We start from the raw sequence: 15,936 nt of genomic DNA, 5'->3' as shown, positions 1-15,936 counted from the left end.
TGGGGCTCATTAAAAAATGGCCCCTATTTTTTTACTCTTTATTTTTACTATCCATCACAATAGTCACTGGTCCATCATTGAGTAAAGCTACTTTCATATCGGCACCAAAAATCCCAGTCTGCACTTTTTTGCCTAACTCTTTTCCTATTTGAAGCACAAATTTTTCATACATCGGAATGGCAATATCGGGTTTAGAGGCTTTGATGTACGAAGGGCGGTTTCCTTTTTTGGTAGATGCGTGGAGTGTAAACTGACTCACGACAATAATGTCTCCGTCAACATCTTTTACAGATAAATTCATTACATCATTATCATCTCCAAAAATGCGGAGATTGCAAATTTTTTGGCAAAGCCAGTCAATATCTTCCTGAGAATCGGCATCTTCAATACCCACCAAGACCAAAAGTCCTGTTTGAATATTAGCAATTTTATTGCCATCTACTGTTACTGATGCTTCAGAAACTCTTTGTATAACGGTTTTCATTATTATTCAACTATTACAAATCTGAACACTATATTACTGAACACTGATAACTACTCTCTTGTCTTATCGCTTGCTTTTCGATCTTCGTCATAAATATCCGTACGATAATGTTCATCATCTCCTTCTAGGATTTTGAGATAACTGTTGTAACGCGACCAAGCAATCTCGTCATTTTCTAAAGCTGATTTTATAGCACAATGAGGCTCTTCTTTATGCAAACAATTATTGAACTTACATTGGTCTTTCAACCTAAAAAATTCTGGGAAATAATCGCTAATTTCAGAAGGTTCCATATCGACAATGCCAAAACCTTTGATTCCTGGGGTGTCTATAATTTTGGCACCAAAACTCAAATCATACATTTCGGCAAAAGTAGTCGTATGCTGCCCTTGCTTGCTTTGCTCGGAAATGGTTTTGGTTTTCAAATGCAATGAAGGTTCTAAAGCATTGACCAAAGTCGATTTCCCGACACCTGAATGTCCCGAAAACATGCTTACTTTGTCAATCATTAGCTCTTTCAAAACATCTACACCCTTCATCTTTTCAGCCGAAACTCGTAAACATTGATATCCAATTTCCTGATACACATGTTGCATGTACAACTGCTCGTCAAGTGTTACCTCATCTAATGTATCAATTTTATTAAAAACCAAAATAGCTTCGATTCCATAAGCTTCGGCAGTAACCAAAAAACGATCTATAAAACTAAAAGTTGTAGGTGGATTATTCACTGTAACTAATAAAAACACTCGATCGATGTTGGATGCAATAATATGCATTTGGTGCGATAAATTAACCGCCTTACGAACAATGTAATTTTTTCTGTCGTGAATTTTATGAATGGTGCCCGTAATGGCATCTGAAGTTTCTTCCAGTTCATAATCAACAATATCACCCACAGCAATTGGATTGGTACTTTTGATTCCTTTTATTCGGAATTTCCCCTTCATACGGCATTCTATGAAATCTCCCTGTTGGGATTTCACTACATACCAGCTTCCTGTAGATTTATAAACGGTTCCTGTCATTTTCAGATTCTAGATAGCATATTTTAAATTTAATCCTAATCTGTGCAAAGATAAAATTTTGTTTTAGGTTTATTGCTGAAAGCACTTTTTATATGCGAAAAAGGTTTTAATTGCTATAAAAATAACGTAAGTTTGAATTGACAACATGTTCAGTTTAACCATAATCGATAAAAATGGAAATAACCTGCAAAAACTGCGGACAAACTTACACAGGACATTATTGCAACAACTGCGGACAGCCTGCCGCGACTCATAAACTAAATTTTCATTTTCTGTGGAAGGAAATCCAGCATGATTTACTGCATTTTAACGAAGGCATTCCCTATTCTGCTAAACAGCTGTTTACAAGGCCAGGGCATTCGATAAGAGAATTTATTGAAGGAAAACGGGTCAGACATATGAAGCCTATTTCTTTAGTTCTTTTACTCGCCGCTGCATACGGCTTTTTGTATCATTATTTTGACATCAGTTTTAACGATATTAGTTCAAAACCATCTGAAAACGGAGTAGACAATGTTAAATTTAATGACTGGATAGGCAGTCATTATCCATGGGTGATACTTTTTACTATTCCTTTATATACCATTGGCACAAGCATTGCTTTCAAAAAACAGGACTATAATTTGGTAGAATATCTCATACTCAACACTTACAAAGCGTCTCAAAGATTATTGGTCCATATTGCACTGTTTCCTGTTCTTTATTATTACAATAGTACGGGTACAATGCGCACACTTTCAATCCTAATTTATCTTTTAGATTTTGTCCTTATTTATTGGACCAATAAACAGTTTTTCAATAAACTAAGCCTAAAAAAAGTATTATTGCTAACCCTTTTAAGCCAAATAATATTTTTTACCTGCCTGATTACAGTAATTATGATTATCATATTAATCTATCAGGCACTGCCAAAGTAAATACCATTTTAAAAATAAAAAATCCCCGTATTCTTAACAAATACGGGGATTCTATTTTTTATATCGTGTTGAATTATTGTTTTTTCACATATATAGGTCTTCTTTTTAACAAATAAGAAACCGAATCCATCCAGCTGTCTTTAAGCTTAAAAATAGGTTCTCTTGATTGAGTATATATTTTTGAGCCATTTTTATACATATCAAAATAAACATGATAATTATAACTCAAATCAGTATGTGTATTAGATATCGAATAATTATTAGCTTTTGCCTTATTATTGTCATCATTTATTTTAACATTTCCTCCACCGTAGGTTCCCGTAGTTTGATTCTGCCCTACGGTATAAGATACTTTTGCAGCAATAATATTATCTACCCCGAGAATATTTTGAAGTTCAGTTATCGAAACTTCGTCTATATTTTTATAATCATAGCCAGCTTTTCTTAACAAACTATTGGTATCTCTTAAATCCTGAACTGTCAACGGGTAGATATTTGATGATTTATCTATCAGCTTAGTGTAAATATCGTTTTGTGCAAACTTTGCCATTTCTTCTGAATTGGTTAAGTTTTCAGAATTCACATAAGGCACTGGAAGAACTGCTATTGTATTGGTTTTCAAAACTGCTCCGCTAGAATTAACTGTACTAACAGAAGGTGCTTCCTGATGCACGGGATCTGCAAATGTTTGAGTTCTGCCGCTAGCCAAATCAATTCGTGCTATTTTAGAAATATCCAATGCAATAGTCATCGTTTCATTTGGCAATTTGTATTCTACAACAGCATCTGTTTCTTTGATAATCGTACATTCAATTACTTCATAATCCTTTTTAATAATTTTATCCAATTTCTTCGTTTGAGCAAAAATTGTTGTTACAAATAACAACGCTAACATAACTGTAACTATTTTTTTAGTATCCATTTTTCCTGCTTTTAAAAGTTTATCAAATATACTAATTTTCTTAGTATATTAACCTGACTTTTATCCCATAACACATTTAAACGAAATTATAACTGAAGTATACTCAAAAAAATTATTATCAAAAAAAATCCCCATATTCTTTGACAAATATGGGGATTCTAATTTTAAAAAAACTAAATTATGAATTCAACACTTTCTCTTGGTGACCAATACTTTCCTGGTGGATTTCTTTGAATAATTTGATGATAAATTCTTCTGTTAATCCTTTTTTAGCACCTTCTGCAATCATTTTTGCTTGAATTTCGTTCCAACGGTTATTTTGCAAAATAGCAACATTGGCATCTTTCTTCACTTGACCAATTTCGTCGGCTACTTTCATACGTTTTCCTAAAAGGTCTAATAAATTAGCATCCAAAACATCGATATTAGCTCTTAATTTTGTCATTTTTTGTTCAAAATCAGCTGAATCACCACTCACTTTTCTGACTTTCAAATCTTTGAAAATTTGTTTCAATGTATCTGGTGTAACTTGTTGAGCTGCATCAGACCAAGCGTTATCTGGGTCATTATGTGTTTCGATAATCATACCGTCATAGTTTAAATCCAAAGCCTCCTGAGTCACTTCAAGAATCATGTTACGGTTTCCTGTAATGTGAGATGGATCGATGATTAATGGCAAATCAGGGAATTTATTTTGCAATTCGATAGCAATTTGCCATTCTGGAATATTACGGTATTTTGTTTTTTCGTAAGTAGAGAATCCTCTGTGAATAACTCCTAATTTTTTGATTCCAGCAGCATACAAACGCTCAACACCACCTAACCACAAAGCCATATCTGGGTTTACCGGGTTTTTAATCAAAACAATTTTATCTGTTCCTGCCAATGTATCAGCAATCTCCTGAACCGCAAAAGGATTTGCAGTGGTACGAGCACCAACCCATAAAACATCAATATCATTTTCCAAAGCTAATTTACAGTGAGCAGCAGTAGCAACCTCAGTTCCCATAAGCAAACCAGTTTCTGCTTTAGCCTTTTTCAACCATTTCAATCCAATTTCTCCAACACCTTCAAATCCTCCTGGACGAGTTCTTGGTTTCCAGATTCCAGCTCTAAAAACGCTAACATCTGAATCTTTCAATTCATGAGCAATTTTCAATACTTGCTCTTCAGTTTCTGCACTACAAGGTCCAGCGATTACAAATGGATGAGACAATTTGAACTCATTCAACCAATCTCTCATTTCTTTCTTGTTTTCCATCTTTTCAATTTTTTTTCTTAGTTTAATTATTTAGTTTTCTTTTCTATTACTACCGGAACTAGTTTATTTTTTAATGTTCATTCCGTTCAAAATTTCCTTTATTTTATTTACGCTTTGCATTTCATTATAAATTGCTTCGTAATTATCACCTTCTAATAATTCTTTAAATTTTGACAAATTAGAGATATATTCTTCCAATGATTTTACCACATGTTTTTTATTTTGCTTAAAAATGGGTGTCCACATTGCTGGTGAACTTTTGGCCAAACGAACTGTGCTTTCAAAACCTGAACCTGCCATATCAAAAATATCTTGTTCGTGTTTTTCCTTATCAATCACTGTTTTCCCAAGCATAAATGAACTAATGTGTGACAGGTGCGATACATAAGCAATGTGCTTGTCATGCGATTTAGGATCCATATATCGAATTCTCATTCCGATATTTTTAAACAACTCCAATGCTTTTTCTTGCAACTTGAAAGTTGTTTTCTCTACCTCACAAATAATATTGGTCTTTCCTTGAAACAATCCTTTTATTGCTGCCGAAGGCCCAGAAAACTCGGTTCCTGCTATTGGATGTGCTGCAACAAAGTTTCGTCTTTTTGGATGATTGGCTACTGCCTCGCAAACTGGTGTTTTGGTAGAACCCACATCCATAACTATGGTTTGATCGCCTATTATATCCAAAACTTTTGGCAGAACCGTCATTGCGATATCAACTGGAACTGAAACAATCACAATATCAGCATTTACCAAATCCTCAAAACTCGATTCTTTTTCAATCACTCCCAAAGCAATTGCTTCTTGGACGTGTTCTTTATTGGTATCAATGCCGTAAATAGTCGCCTCTGGATGCAATGCTTTAATATCTAAAACCATCGAACCTCCAATCAATCCTATTCCTATTACGTGTACATTCATTTTTTTAAAATCTACTTATCGCTTCTTCTATTTTCTCTTCTTTTACACAAAGTGCAAATCGAATATAACCTTCTCCATTACTTCCAAAAATGGTTCCTGGGGTAATAAAAATTGATTTTTCGTATAATATTTTATCTATAAAATCTTCGGCTGAATCAATTCCTGCCGGCAATTTTGCCCAAACGAATAATCCAACTCCTTCTTTATATACTTCACATCCTAGTTTTTCTGCCAACTTCTCAGTCAAAATTCTTCTACTACGATATATTTTATTCATATCTTCAAACCAAGATTTGCTGCTATTCAAAGCCGCAACAGCTCCTTTTTGAATTCCGTAAAACATTCCGCTATCCATATTGCTTTTTACTTTTAGAACCGCATCAATCATAGCTGGGTTTCCTAAAACCATCCCAACTCTCCATCCTGCCATATTGAACGTTTTGGATAATGAATTCAATTCCAAAGCCACATCCAAAGCGCCTTCTACTTGCAACAAACTCATCGGATTGTCATTCAACACAAAACTATACGGATTGTCATTTATCAATAATATGTTGTGTTTTTTGGCAAAAGCAATCAATTTTTCAAACAACTCTAAGCTTCCTCTTGCGCCAGTTGGCATGTGTGGATACCCCAACCACATCAACTTTACTTTCGATAAATCCAATTTCTCTAAAGCTTCAAAATCAGGTTCCCAATTATTAGCTTCTTTCAAATCATAATATACCGGAACGGCTTCTACCAAATTGGTTACCGATGTATAAGTTGGATAACCTGGATTTGGAATTAAAACCTCATCCCCTTTGTTCAAAAATGCCAACGAAATGTGCATGATTCCTTCTTTGGATCCCATCAATGGTAAAATCTCATTATTTGGATTTAAAGTCACACCATAATTATTTTGATAAAAATCCGCCATTCCTTTTCGCAATTCTGGCAATCCTTGATAACTTTGATACTGGTGTGCATTTTCATCTTGCATGGCATTGATAACCGCATCAATTACCTCTTGAGAGGGTTTCAAATCTGGACTTCCAATTCCCATATTGATAATTGGTTTTCCTTCAGATGCTAACTGACGTACTTCTCTCAACTTAGATGAGAAGTAATATTCTTCAACTACATTTAAACGATTGGCTAGTGTAATCATGATTTTATTTTTTTGCTTTAGACTTTAGGTCTTAGGCTATATGCTTAATTTTTCTGTTAACTGTATTCTGCCCCCTGCCTTTACGGTTTGGTGTTTTTATATTCTCCCAATACTTTAAAATACTCGGCCATGATTTCTAATAAGGACTTGGCTTTGGCAAAATCTTCATATTGATCGAAAGTCACATCTACGAAAAAGGAATATTTCCAGGGAGTTTCTATCTTTGGTAAGGACTGAATTTTGGTCAAATTCAGTTTGCAATCGCTCATTACATTTAAAACCGCTGCCAAACTCCCTCTTTTGTGATCCAATTCAAATTTTATTGACGCTCTATTGATTTCATTTTCGGGTACAAAATGATTCTCTTTATTGATAATCACAAAACGAGTCATATTGTTTTTGATCGTTTGAATGGTTGGAGCAATAATTTCTAAGCCATACATTTCGGCTGCATTGACACTCCCTATGGCCGCTATCCCTGTTAATTGATTTTCAAAAATTCGACGTGCGGTTTCTGCCGTATCTTTATCTTCGACTAATTTGATGTTTGGATATTGTTTTAAGAAATCCATACATTGCAATAATGCCATTGGATGAGAGTGAACCTCTTGAATATCTTCTATTTTTTGACCTTTCAATCCCATTAGATTTTGATTGATATTCAAATAATGTTCGCCAATAATGTGCAAATTATTTTTATCAATCAAAGCGTAATTTGGGATAATAGGTCCTGCAATAGAATTCTCGATTGCCATTACCGCTTGATCTGATTTTCCAGACAATACACTATCTACCAATTCCTCAAAAGACATGCATTCATCAACGCTAACTTTAGCATCGTAATATTCTTTTACTACTTGATGATGGAAAGATCCTTTAATTCCTTGTATTGCAATTTTCGTTTTCATTAGGTCAAAAAAAAATCCTGATTTTCATCAGGATTGTATATTAGTTTTATTTGTTTATATATTTTTCAAATTACCATAGCACAATCCTATCTCTCGCTAAAGAAATAAAAAGTATGGCTAAAATAAAAACGGTTATTTGACATGGTGCTCTATGTAATTCAATTATTTGATGCAAATGTATAACATATTTTTTGTCGTCCAAAAAAAAAAATATTTTTTATGTAACAAAAAGTGATTTCTTTGTTAAAGAGGTGTTTAGGTTTTGAATTAGCAAAAAAACATCATTTCATGCGGCTATAATTGTTGATTTGAAAATATTTCTGGATTTTATTGCTCCATAACAAACCTATACCAGCTTTATTTTCTCACAAAAACAACTGGTTTTACATCACCGTTTGGTGTTTTATACTACGTGAGGGATTACTTCGCCATACATTATTTTTTATTGGAGTTCTGTAAATTTCATTTGGAATAATCTACCGAAGTTGCATGGATAGCCATCCCCCAATGAAACAAAAAGCTACGTGAGCGATATCTAAAAAAGTCTCTTGGTTCATTGGGGGGCACGCCAACTATTTAAATTAGCTCGAAGTATAGCGAACTATCTATTTTCTATTTACTTTTGCAACAAATAATTAGGATATGTCAATAGAGGTAAAAAATATTTCGAAAAATTACGGTACTCAAAAAGCGTTGGATAACATTTCTTTTTCTGTGAAAAAAGGAGAAATTGTTGGTTTTTTGGGTCCGAATGGTGCTGGAAAATCGACTTTGATGAAAATTTTGACTACCTATCTTCAGGCAGATAATGGAGTGGCTTTGGTTAATGGTTTTGACGTCAATAGTCAAGCCAAATCGGTTCAGCTTTCGATTGGTTATTTGCCAGAACATAATCCGCTGTATTTGGATTTGTATGTGAGAGAATATTTGGCTTTTAATGCCGATGTTTATAAAGTGGCCAAATCCAGAATTGATGAAGTGATCGAACTAACGGGTTTAAAGCTGGAAAGTCATAAAAAAATAGGACAATTGTCTAAAGGTTATCGCCAACGTGTAGGATTGGCCAATGCTTTATTACACAATCCTGATGTTTTGATCCTAGACGAACCTACAACAGGATTAGACCCTAATCAGTTGGTAGAAATTAGAAATGTGATTAAAAATGTAGGCGAGAATAAAACGGTTTTCCTATCGACACATATTATGCAGGAAGTAGAAGCGATTTGTGATCGTGTTATTATTATTGATAAAGGTCAAATTGTAGCCGATAAAAAATTAGACAATTTGATTTCGGCAAATAAAGAGCAGTTTGTAGAGGTTGAGTTTGATAAAAATGTAGATAAAGAGTTGATTGCTCAAATTCCGCATTTAAAATCATACAAAAATACTCAGGGCTTTTCTTGGGAATTGACTTTTGAATCCGACAAAGACATGCGTTCTACGGTTTTTGATTTTGCTTACGACAATGGTTTGAAAACATTGCAACTCAATCAAAAAAACAAGAATCTTGAAGCGGTATTTAGAGAGATTACTAAATAGTTTTCGGTTGCCAGATTTTAGTTAACAGAAATATGGAGTCCGTTTATTTAATTAAACGGGCTTTTTTTATTGAACAGATATAAAAAAACACCTTCACAAATGAGGTGTTTTAAAAAAATTACGAGCAATTTACAGCTGTATTATCTACAGCAACAATTCTTAAGGTTTTAATTCCTGAAGGAAGTTCCCAATCAACTTCATCATTTTCTTTAAAACCAATAATTGCGACACTTAAAGGGGCTAAAACTGAAATCCTATTTTGCTTTATTTCAACCGATGAAGGCAAAACAATTTGAACTTTCATTTGTTTTTGAGCCTTTACATCCTCAACGGTTATAACCGAATTGATTCGAATAACCGTACTGTCCAAAACATTTTCTTTACTGATTATAGCACGATCAAGTTCTTTAGAAAGCTGATTTGCTTCTTTGGCATTTGTATTGTTTTTACTTTTTAAAATAAGATCTCTTAAGAACTGATAATCTGTTTTAGAGAAAAAAGGTATTGGTTTCATATCTGTCTGAATTTTATATTATAAAATTTGAATATTTATGATTTATTTTTAAAACAATTATCTAAAAAATCCTTTTTTAAAAAACATTACAAAAACAACTGTTTGATAATGAAAAAACAAAGGCAAATCTGAACAAAATGAATTTTGACAAATAAAATAAATGTTTAAAACTGATGTAAATCCTCCGTCTGAAAGAAGAAAATGAAATAGACGGAGGCCTAAGAAATAAAGGCTTTACTATGCAAAATAAATACAGCCGAAAACCGCCTTCTCCTAAAAGAAAACGCTAACAAAGAAACTGTACATATTATTATAGTGCTCACAATGAGTGCTTTTTTTTTTATTTTGATTGGCAAATATAAAAAACTTTTTTTCATCGAGTGGGCTTTATTTTCAATTTAACAAAGAACTAGCAAATTGATTTTACTGGACTGTTATAAATTCTAAAATGATTTTACTCATTACATCAACAGCTAATTTCACATCCGCTGTTGATGTTCTCCAGTTAACAAATGAGGCTCTAATTCCTTTCTTGCCTTCGTAAACTGTTAGTGTCATAAAGACTTTTCCGGTATCATTCAATTTGGTCAAAAACGAAGCAACTTTATCTTGATTGTGATCTCCTTTTAAAGTAAAACAAACATTATTGAGGCGAGTTGGGGCTAATAATTCAAAATTTCCAGTTTGGACAAGTTCAGTTCCAAACTGGAAAGCTCTCTCAATATTGTTTTCTACAATATCTCGAAAACCATCTTTGCCATAAGCTTTGAGCGAAAACCAAACGGGTAACGCCTTTAGACGTCTAGAATTTTCGGGTAAAAAATTCATATAGTTAAAATTCTCCAATGGATCTCCTAAATAAGGAGCATTCGAATTTTGAAAACATTCGACTTGACAATTTTTATGCTCTTCTTTTATTAAATAAAATGCACTCTCGTAAGGAACATTCAACCATTTGTGACAATCGATAGTTATACTATCCGCATTTTCCCAACCACTTACCAAATGCTTATATTTTGGGGAACAAGCAGCAAATCCGCCAAAAGCAGCATCAATATGCCACCAAAAATTATGCTTTTCTTTAAGTTTGGCTATGGCTACAAAATCATCAAAATCGGCAGTATTTACCGTTCCTGCACTGGAAATTAAAACAAAAGGGGCTCCCTTTAGTTTTAAAATATTTTGTTCAAAATCGTTAAGATCTATGGCTTCACGATTCCCTTCAATTGTATTTATTTTAATGAAATTTTGGCTTCCAATACCCAACATCGCCAAACATTTTATTGAAGACGAATGTGGTGTCGCTGACAAAATAGGTACAGGAGTCGTAATTCCGTTTTTGGCATAATCTACTCCTAACTGTTTTCCAACCCATTGTCTGGCTACTGCCAAAGAGGTAAAATTAGACATGGTCGCACCAGTTACAAATCCGCCTAAAAACGATTTTGGCAAAGACAATAATTGCAGTAATAGATTTATAGTTTCGACTTCTATCAAGGCCGAAACACCGCCTTGTGCATTGGTGGCTTGAGCATTTGGATCGTAAATAGTCGTAAGCCAATCCCCAACAACCGAGGCAGGTGTCGTTCCTCCCGTTACAAATCCCCAATATCTAGGGCCACCTTGAGCAACCATTAAAGGAGCTAAATGATGGTTGAATTCTTCCATTGCCGATATGGCTCCTAAACCAGAATCATTTAAAATTCCTGTTGTATTTATTCGGTTTTGAGTTGAAGTTGGAACAGAATCTATCCTGTTTAAAAAATCAATTCCTAGCTGTTTTACTTGCTCAAGAATATTTTCAATATCTTGCAAATCTTGTTGAAGTGTTGGATACATGATATATTTTGCTTAAAAATCCGAAAGGCGAATATATAAAATTATCCATACTTAACTTACAAATTAATATTATCTTTTCATTGCGAAATGTTCTTTGTAGATTTCTATAGCAAACAAAACCCTATACCTTCAAGCCGTATTAATCGATGAAAATTAAATACTTATCTATAAAAAAATTAACTTTTAGGCAACGGTGCGCCCACGGCTATATCGCAACGATGACCAGCTTGTCCATGAGGTGGATTCATTCCTTCGGGAGTTTCAGTTGCATTAGCTGAACTTGGAGATAATAAAGCTGGAACTGGTGGTTGCACCGAAACACTTTTAGTAACTTCTCCAGAGGTTGCCGTAGGAGTTGTTGTAGTTGTAGTGGTTGCTGGTTTTGAGTTCAAAGGTGATCCAACAGGAATATCACATCGATGACCAGGCTGACCATGTGGCGGATTCATTCCTTTTGCCGTTACCGTTTTTGTTGGCTGAGTTACCACCTTCATCTGAGGTTGAGTTTGCCCCTGACTTGGTGGCTGAGTAGTAGCGACTCCTTTCGCAGGAGTATTTAATGGCGCCCCAACAGGAATACCGCATCTATGATTGGGCTGACCATGTGCTGGATTTACACCAGCCGCTACAGATGTATTGGTAACTGCATTGTTTTCATGAAATAAATTATGATTCTGTGGGACAGGTTGTTCTGTATTTTGCGTTTGCAAAGCCGTTGCTCCTTGTTGAGTAAAAGGAACAATTGTTCTAGGATCTTTTTCTGGAACTTCTTCAGTGTTTTTGCAAGAACTAATTGCAATTGCAGTCGCTAAAAGTGTATAGTATATTGGTTTCATTGGGACAACTATGATTTCAGAACCAAATATAAACATTTTACTGTCAAGTAGCAGCAAGCTTTCGAATCACCACATATTTTTATGAAAAATAAAGACTCGTCTAAAATAATTTAAACGAGTTTTTATGATAATTAACTGGTTGCTAAAATTTAAAAGCGAGACCCGCTAAAATGTTTAAGGTTTTTTGTGGCATTCCAGTAGCATTCCAATATTCTTCATTTAAAAGATTATTCCCTTTCAATGTAATTCTATATCTTGGGTGATCATAAAACAAAGCAGCATTAAACAATGTATAAGATGGAAGTACGAACACATTAGAGGTTTCAAACCAAGAATCACTAACGTAGTTTCCACCAAGTCCCAGACCTAATCCTTTTGCTTTTCCTTCTGGAACATTATAACTCACCCAAATATTAGCTACGTTTTTAGGACTAGCCGCAAGTGACTTCCCTTCTAAAGCAGCACTAGAATTAGTATATTTATTTTCGTTGAAAGCATATCCTGCCACTATATTAAACCCTGAAAAAGGGTTAGCTATTATTTCTAACTCAACCCCTTTACTGTTTTGAGTTCCATCTTGAACGGTGTAATTCGCAAGATCTTTATAAGTTGAATTTGTTACTTTTATATCATAATAACTCACAGAACCACTCAGCTTATTATCTAAAACATCTACTTTAAATCCTGTTTCAAATTGAGTTCCATACTGTGGGTCTAATTTCAAAACACTGTTATCAGGTTGAGAAACAGGAGCTAGATTACTAAATCCATTCATATAATTTGCAAAAACAGAAACCTGTCCTTTAATTGGTTGGTAAACCACACCAAATTTAGGAGACAATGATGTTTGATTGTAATCTCCATTATCGGCATAAGTAGCTGTTGAAACATTATACGTCCCTTTGGTAGCATAATTGTCAACACGCAAACTCATCATCACTTGCAATTCTGGCAATACATCTATAACATCCGAAACATACGCAGCATAATTATTGTATTTAGTAGTAGTTGCTACAAAACCTTTTGCATAAGAAAGATCATTTATTTTTTCTTTGTTAAAATCTCCTAATGGATCATTGATATTGAAGGTATCATAATTTACCGTAACACGGTTTAACTCGTTATAATTATTGCTATAATCCAATCCAATCAACATTCTATTTCGAACGTTACCTATTTTAAAATCGCCAACAAAATTTTGTTGTAATCCAATGTTTCCAAAAGTTTCAGGAGTTTGATTTCTAACCGTTCTCGAAGCCGTGTCATCTGTAAGCACTGTTAGGGTTGTCCAATATAAATTTTTATAATATCCAACCGAACTTAAAAATTTTGTTTCAGATTTCCATTGATCCGAAATTTTATAATCTATTTGAGCTCCTAAATTATTAATCCCATTTTCAACATCAACGTCATTATTTCCATAAGAACGTTCATAATTTAGATTTAAATCTTTAAAATTTCGAGCCGTAATATTGGCCAAATTTCCTAAAGTTATAGTAGTCATCGTATAATTCCCTCTCGTTATATCAATATCAACAGAAAACTTTAATCTGTCTGAAACTTGATATGAAAATGAAGGAGCAAAAACATAATTTTTGGCAAAACCTTGATCTTGGAAAGACCCTTCAGATTGTCCTGCAACATTTAGTCTTAACAACGCAGTTTTATCTTTATTCAACGGAGTATTAACATCGGCAGTGATTCTAGAAAAATTAAAGCTTCCTCCAACTAATCCAATTTCACCTCCAAAATTATGATACGGTTTCTTTGTCACATAGTTATATACCCCTCCAAAAGAAGTACTTCTATTTCCTCCAAACAAAGTTCCAGATGGCCCTTTTATAAATTCTATTCTTTCCAAAATTGCGGGATTCAACGGATAAATAGCGCTCGTTGTCATACCGTTAAGCATACCATTTGAGTTAGTAAAACCTCGCATGGTCAAACCTTGGGAACCTCCAGCTGAATAATTTGGAACTGCTCCTGGTACATTTCGGTAAATATCTGTACGCTCTAAAACGACTTGTTCCTTCATTAATTCTTTTGTAACAATATTATAAACCTGAGGATTTTCGAGGTTTTTTAGAGGCAAACGAGATACCGATTGTGTTTCTTTCTTACTAAACTTATTTTTTCTACCAACAACACTTACTTCATCAAGTTCGTTTAAATCATCTTTTAAAACCACTTCGCCAATATCAGTGTTCTGATCTTCTATTACTTCAATTTCCTTTTCTACCGTTAGATAGCCTAAGCTATTAATGACAATAATAGCATTTCCTGGAGACACATTTTTTAATGTAAAAGCTCCTGAATGGTCGGTTTGTACTTTTTTATTATTTTTTTTCACCCCTACTACAGCATACTCAATTGGTTTCCCAGAAGCATCTTTTACTACTCCAGAAATTTGCCCTTTATTATTTTGCGCAATCATAACCGAAGAGCACAAAAACAACAAAAAACAACAAAATATACTCTTATTCAAGATGTTACTAGTAAAAATATTATTCATGTTTGTTTTTTTAAAAATTTATCGGTTGCAAATTTAAAAAATAGAGAAAAGGATTCAAAAATTATTTATAAATAATCTAAATAAAAATAAAAAAATCCGTTTACAAGTAAACGGATTTTGGTGTATAAAATCTTAATGTATTAAAAAACCTGACTTGCAATTTGTTGAATATTATCGGATTTACCCATTGAATAATAGTGCAAACAAGGAACACCATATTCCATTAATTCTTTCGATTGTTGTACAGCAAATTCTACTCCAATCTGGCGAACCGCTGCATTGTCCTTGGCATTTTCAATGGCTTGAATTAAATCTTGAGGCATATCCAACCAAAAAACTTGAGGCAATAATTGTAAATGACGTTTCACCGCCACCGGTTTAATTCCTGGAATAATGGGTACTGTAATTCCGATAGCACGAGCCGCTTCCACAAATTTGAAATAACGCTGATTGTCAAAAAACATTTGCGTTACAATATAATCTGCACCAGCATCTACTTTTTCTTTCAATCGTTTCAAATCGGCTTCCAAACTTGGGGCTTCAATATGTTTTTCTGGATAACCCGCAACACCTACACAAAAATCAGGAGCATTTTGCATTGGCAAAGTGTCGTTCAAAAATTTTCCAGCATTCATTGCTTTAATTTGTTTTACCAAATCCACCGCATATTCATTTCCTCCTTTTGTTGGTTCAAAATATTTTTCCCCTTTCATAGGATCGCCACGTAAAGCCACCAAATTATCGATATTCAAATAATGACAATCTACCAACAAATATTCGGTTTCTTCTTTGGTAAATCCTCCACACAACACGTGCGGAATAGCATCTACTCCATATTTATGCTGAATAGAAGCGCAAATACCTACTGTTCCTGGACGCATACGGGTAATTCTTCTATCAAAAAGTCCATCTTTTTCGATATACACATACTCTTCCCTCGAAGTGGTTACATCTATAAATGGTGGTTTAAATTCCATCAACGGATCTATATTTTCATATAAATCCTTGATATTACTTCCTTTTTGAGGCGGAACAATCTCAAATGAGAACAAAGGTTTTCCTTTGGCGTTTTCTATATGTTGTGTTACTTTCATTTATTATGTCT

The 15,936-nt window shown here is 33.9% G+C and carries 14 protein-coding genes; 2 read left to right on the top strand and 12 right to left on the bottom strand.

The window, feature by feature from the left end; all coding sequences use genetic code 11:
* Positions 1 to 31: 31 nt before the first annotated feature.
* Entirely contained in the window at positions 32 to 484 is a 453-nt protein-coding gene (gene dtd / locus ABEB18_RS13330; protein ID WP_348799803.1) for a D-aminoacyl-tRNA deacylase, read from the bottom strand.
* A 50-nt stretch (positions 485 to 534) separates the two neighbouring features.
* Positions 535 to 1,512 (bottom strand): ribosome small subunit-dependent GTPase A, encoded by a 978-nt coding sequence (gene rsgA / locus ABEB18_RS13325; RefSeq protein ID WP_348799802.1) that lies wholly within the window; start codon positions 1,510 to 1,512, stop codon positions 535 to 537.
* 173 nt (positions 1,513 to 1,685) lie between these two features.
* On the opposite strand from rsgA, the gene ABEB18_RS13320 reads away from it, so the two are divergent.
* Positions 1,686 to 2,429 carry a DUF3667 domain-containing protein gene (locus ABEB18_RS13320; RefSeq protein ID WP_348799801.1) on the top strand — a complete coding sequence of 248 codons (744 nt, stop codon included), beginning with the start codon at positions 1,686 to 1,688 and terminating at the stop codon, positions 2,427 to 2,429.
* A gap of 73 nt (positions 2,430 to 2,502) precedes the next feature.
* Here the strand turns inward: ABEB18_RS13320 and ABEB18_RS13315 are convergent, their stop codons facing one another.
* From ABEB18_RS13315 to ABEB18_RS13295, 5 genes are all read right to left on the bottom strand, one after another.
* Positions 2,503 to 3,351, bottom strand: coding sequence for a hypothetical protein (locus ABEB18_RS13315; protein WP_348799800.1), 849 nt, complete (start codon positions 3,349 to 3,351; stop codon positions 2,503 to 2,505).
* A gap of 178 nt (positions 3,352 to 3,529) precedes the next feature.
* Positions 3,530 to 4,612, bottom strand: a complete 1,083-nt coding sequence (locus ABEB18_RS13310; protein WP_348799799.1) for a chorismate mutase — start codon at positions 4,610 to 4,612, stop codon at positions 3,530 to 3,532.
* A gap of 63 nt (positions 4,613 to 4,675) precedes the next feature.
* The gene (locus ABEB18_RS13305) at positions 4,676 to 5,533 is read right to left on the bottom strand and encodes a prephenate dehydrogenase (protein WP_348799798.1); all 858 of its coding nucleotides are present in this window, start codon (positions 5,531 to 5,533) and stop codon (positions 4,676 to 4,678) included.
* Between the two features lie 4 nt (positions 5,534 to 5,537).
* Complete coding sequence (locus ABEB18_RS13300; protein ID WP_348799797.1) at positions 5,538 to 6,683, bottom strand: pyridoxal phosphate-dependent aminotransferase; 1,146 nt, start codon at positions 6,681 to 6,683, stop codon at positions 5,538 to 5,540.
* 80 nt (positions 6,684 to 6,763) lie between these two features.
* Positions 6,764 to 7,591: a prephenate dehydratase gene (locus ABEB18_RS13295; protein ID WP_348799796.1), complete on the bottom strand. Its 828-nt coding sequence runs from the start codon at positions 7,589 to 7,591 to the stop codon at positions 6,764 to 6,766.
* A gap of 642 nt (positions 7,592 to 8,233) precedes the next feature.
* Between ABEB18_RS13295 and gldA the strand changes: the two genes are divergently transcribed.
* The gene (gldA, locus tag ABEB18_RS13290) at positions 8,234 to 9,130 is read left to right on the top strand and encodes a gliding motility-associated ABC transporter ATP-binding subunit GldA (protein ID WP_348799795.1); all 897 of its coding nucleotides are present in this window, start codon (positions 8,234 to 8,236) and stop codon (positions 9,128 to 9,130) included.
* Between the two features lie 118 nt (positions 9,131 to 9,248).
* Here gldA and ABEB18_RS13285 read toward each other — a convergent pair whose 3' ends face one another.
* The 5 genes from ABEB18_RS13285 to metF all read right to left on the bottom strand — a co-directional run bounded on the left by ABEB18_RS13285 (position 9,249) and on the right by metF (position 15,925).
* Positions 9,249 to 9,644 (bottom strand): GreA/GreB family elongation factor, encoded by a 396-nt coding sequence (locus ABEB18_RS13285; RefSeq protein ID WP_348799794.1) that lies wholly within the window; start codon positions 9,642 to 9,644, stop codon positions 9,249 to 9,251.
* Between the two features lie 423 nt (positions 9,645 to 10,067).
* Positions 10,068 to 11,483 carry a pyridoxal phosphate-dependent decarboxylase family protein gene (locus ABEB18_RS13280; protein WP_348799793.1) on the bottom strand — a complete coding sequence of 472 codons (1,416 nt, stop codon included), beginning with the start codon at positions 11,481 to 11,483 and terminating at the stop codon, positions 10,068 to 10,070.
* 176 nt (positions 11,484 to 11,659) lie between these two features.
* Positions 11,660 to 12,319: a hypothetical protein gene (locus tag ABEB18_RS13275; protein ID WP_348799792.1), complete on the bottom strand. Its 660-nt coding sequence runs from the start codon at positions 12,317 to 12,319 to the stop codon at positions 11,660 to 11,662.
* Positions 12,320 to 12,461: 142 nt separating this feature from the next.
* Positions 12,462 to 14,831 (bottom strand): TonB-dependent receptor domain-containing protein, encoded by a 2,370-nt coding sequence (locus ABEB18_RS13270; protein WP_348799791.1) that lies wholly within the window; start codon positions 14,829 to 14,831, stop codon positions 12,462 to 12,464.
* A gap of 140 nt (positions 14,832 to 14,971) precedes the next feature.
* Positions 14,972 to 15,925: a methylenetetrahydrofolate reductase [NAD(P)H] gene (gene metF / locus ABEB18_RS13265; protein ID WP_348799790.1), complete on the bottom strand. Its 954-nt coding sequence runs from the start codon at positions 15,923 to 15,925 to the stop codon at positions 14,972 to 14,974.
* Positions 15,926 to 15,936: the final 11 nt, after the last annotated feature.

It is taken from the genome of Flavobacterium adhaerens, from assembly GCF_040045115.1.
Classification (GTDB): domain Bacteria; phylum Bacteroidota; class Bacteroidia; order Flavobacteriales; family Flavobacteriaceae; genus Flavobacterium; species Flavobacterium adhaerens.
This window is presented reverse-complemented; position numbering and strand designations above follow the sequence as displayed.

What these genes read in the sequence shown, in the direction of transcription:
- dtd (WP_348799803.1), bottom strand. Translation starts at nt 484, where the DNA reads ATGAAAACCGTTATACAAAGAGTTTCTGAAGCATCAGTAACAGTAGAT.
- rsgA (WP_348799802.1), bottom strand. Translation starts at nt 1,512, where the DNA reads ATGACAGGAACCGTTTATAAATCTACAGGAAGCTGGTATGTAGTGAAA.
- ABEB18_RS13320 (WP_348799801.1), top strand. Translation starts at nt 1,686, where the DNA reads ATGGAAATAACCTGCAAAAACTGCGGACAAACTTACACAGGACATTAT.
- ABEB18_RS13315 (WP_348799800.1), bottom strand. Translation starts at nt 3,351, where the DNA reads ATGGATACTAAAAAAATAGTTACAGTTATGTTAGCGTTGTTATTTGTA.
- ABEB18_RS13310 (WP_348799799.1), bottom strand. Translation starts at nt 4,612, where the DNA reads ATGGAAAACAAGAAAGAAATGAGAGATTGGTTGAATGAGTTCAAATTG.
- ABEB18_RS13305 (WP_348799798.1), bottom strand. Translation starts at nt 5,533, where the DNA reads ATGAATGTACACGTAATAGGAATAGGATTGATTGGAGGTTCGATGGTT.
- ABEB18_RS13300 (WP_348799797.1), bottom strand. Translation starts at nt 6,683, where the DNA reads ATGATTACACTAGCCAATCGTTTAAATGTAGTTGAAGAATATTACTTC.
- ABEB18_RS13295 (WP_348799796.1), bottom strand. Translation starts at nt 7,591, where the DNA reads ATGAAAACGAAAATTGCAATACAAGGAATTAAAGGATCTTTCCATCAT.
- gldA (WP_348799795.1), top strand. Translation starts at nt 8,234, where the DNA reads ATGTCAATAGAGGTAAAAAATATTTCGAAAAATTACGGTACTCAAAAA.
- ABEB18_RS13285 (WP_348799794.1), bottom strand. Translation starts at nt 9,644, where the DNA reads ATGAAACCAATACCTTTTTTCTCTAAAACAGATTATCAGTTCTTAAGA.
- ABEB18_RS13280 (WP_348799793.1), bottom strand. Translation starts at nt 11,483, where the DNA reads ATGTATCCAACACTTCAACAAGATTTGCAAGATATTGAAAATATTCTT.
- ABEB18_RS13275 (WP_348799792.1), bottom strand. Translation starts at nt 12,319, where the DNA reads ATGAAACCAATATACTATACACTTTTAGCGACTGCAATTGCAATTAGT.
- ABEB18_RS13270 (WP_348799791.1), bottom strand. Translation starts at nt 14,831, where the DNA reads ATGAATAATATTTTTACTAGTAACATCTTGAATAAGAGTATATTTTGT.
- metF (WP_348799790.1), bottom strand. Translation starts at nt 15,925, where the DNA reads ATGAAAGTAACACAACATATAGAAAACGCCAAAGGAAAACCTTTGTTC.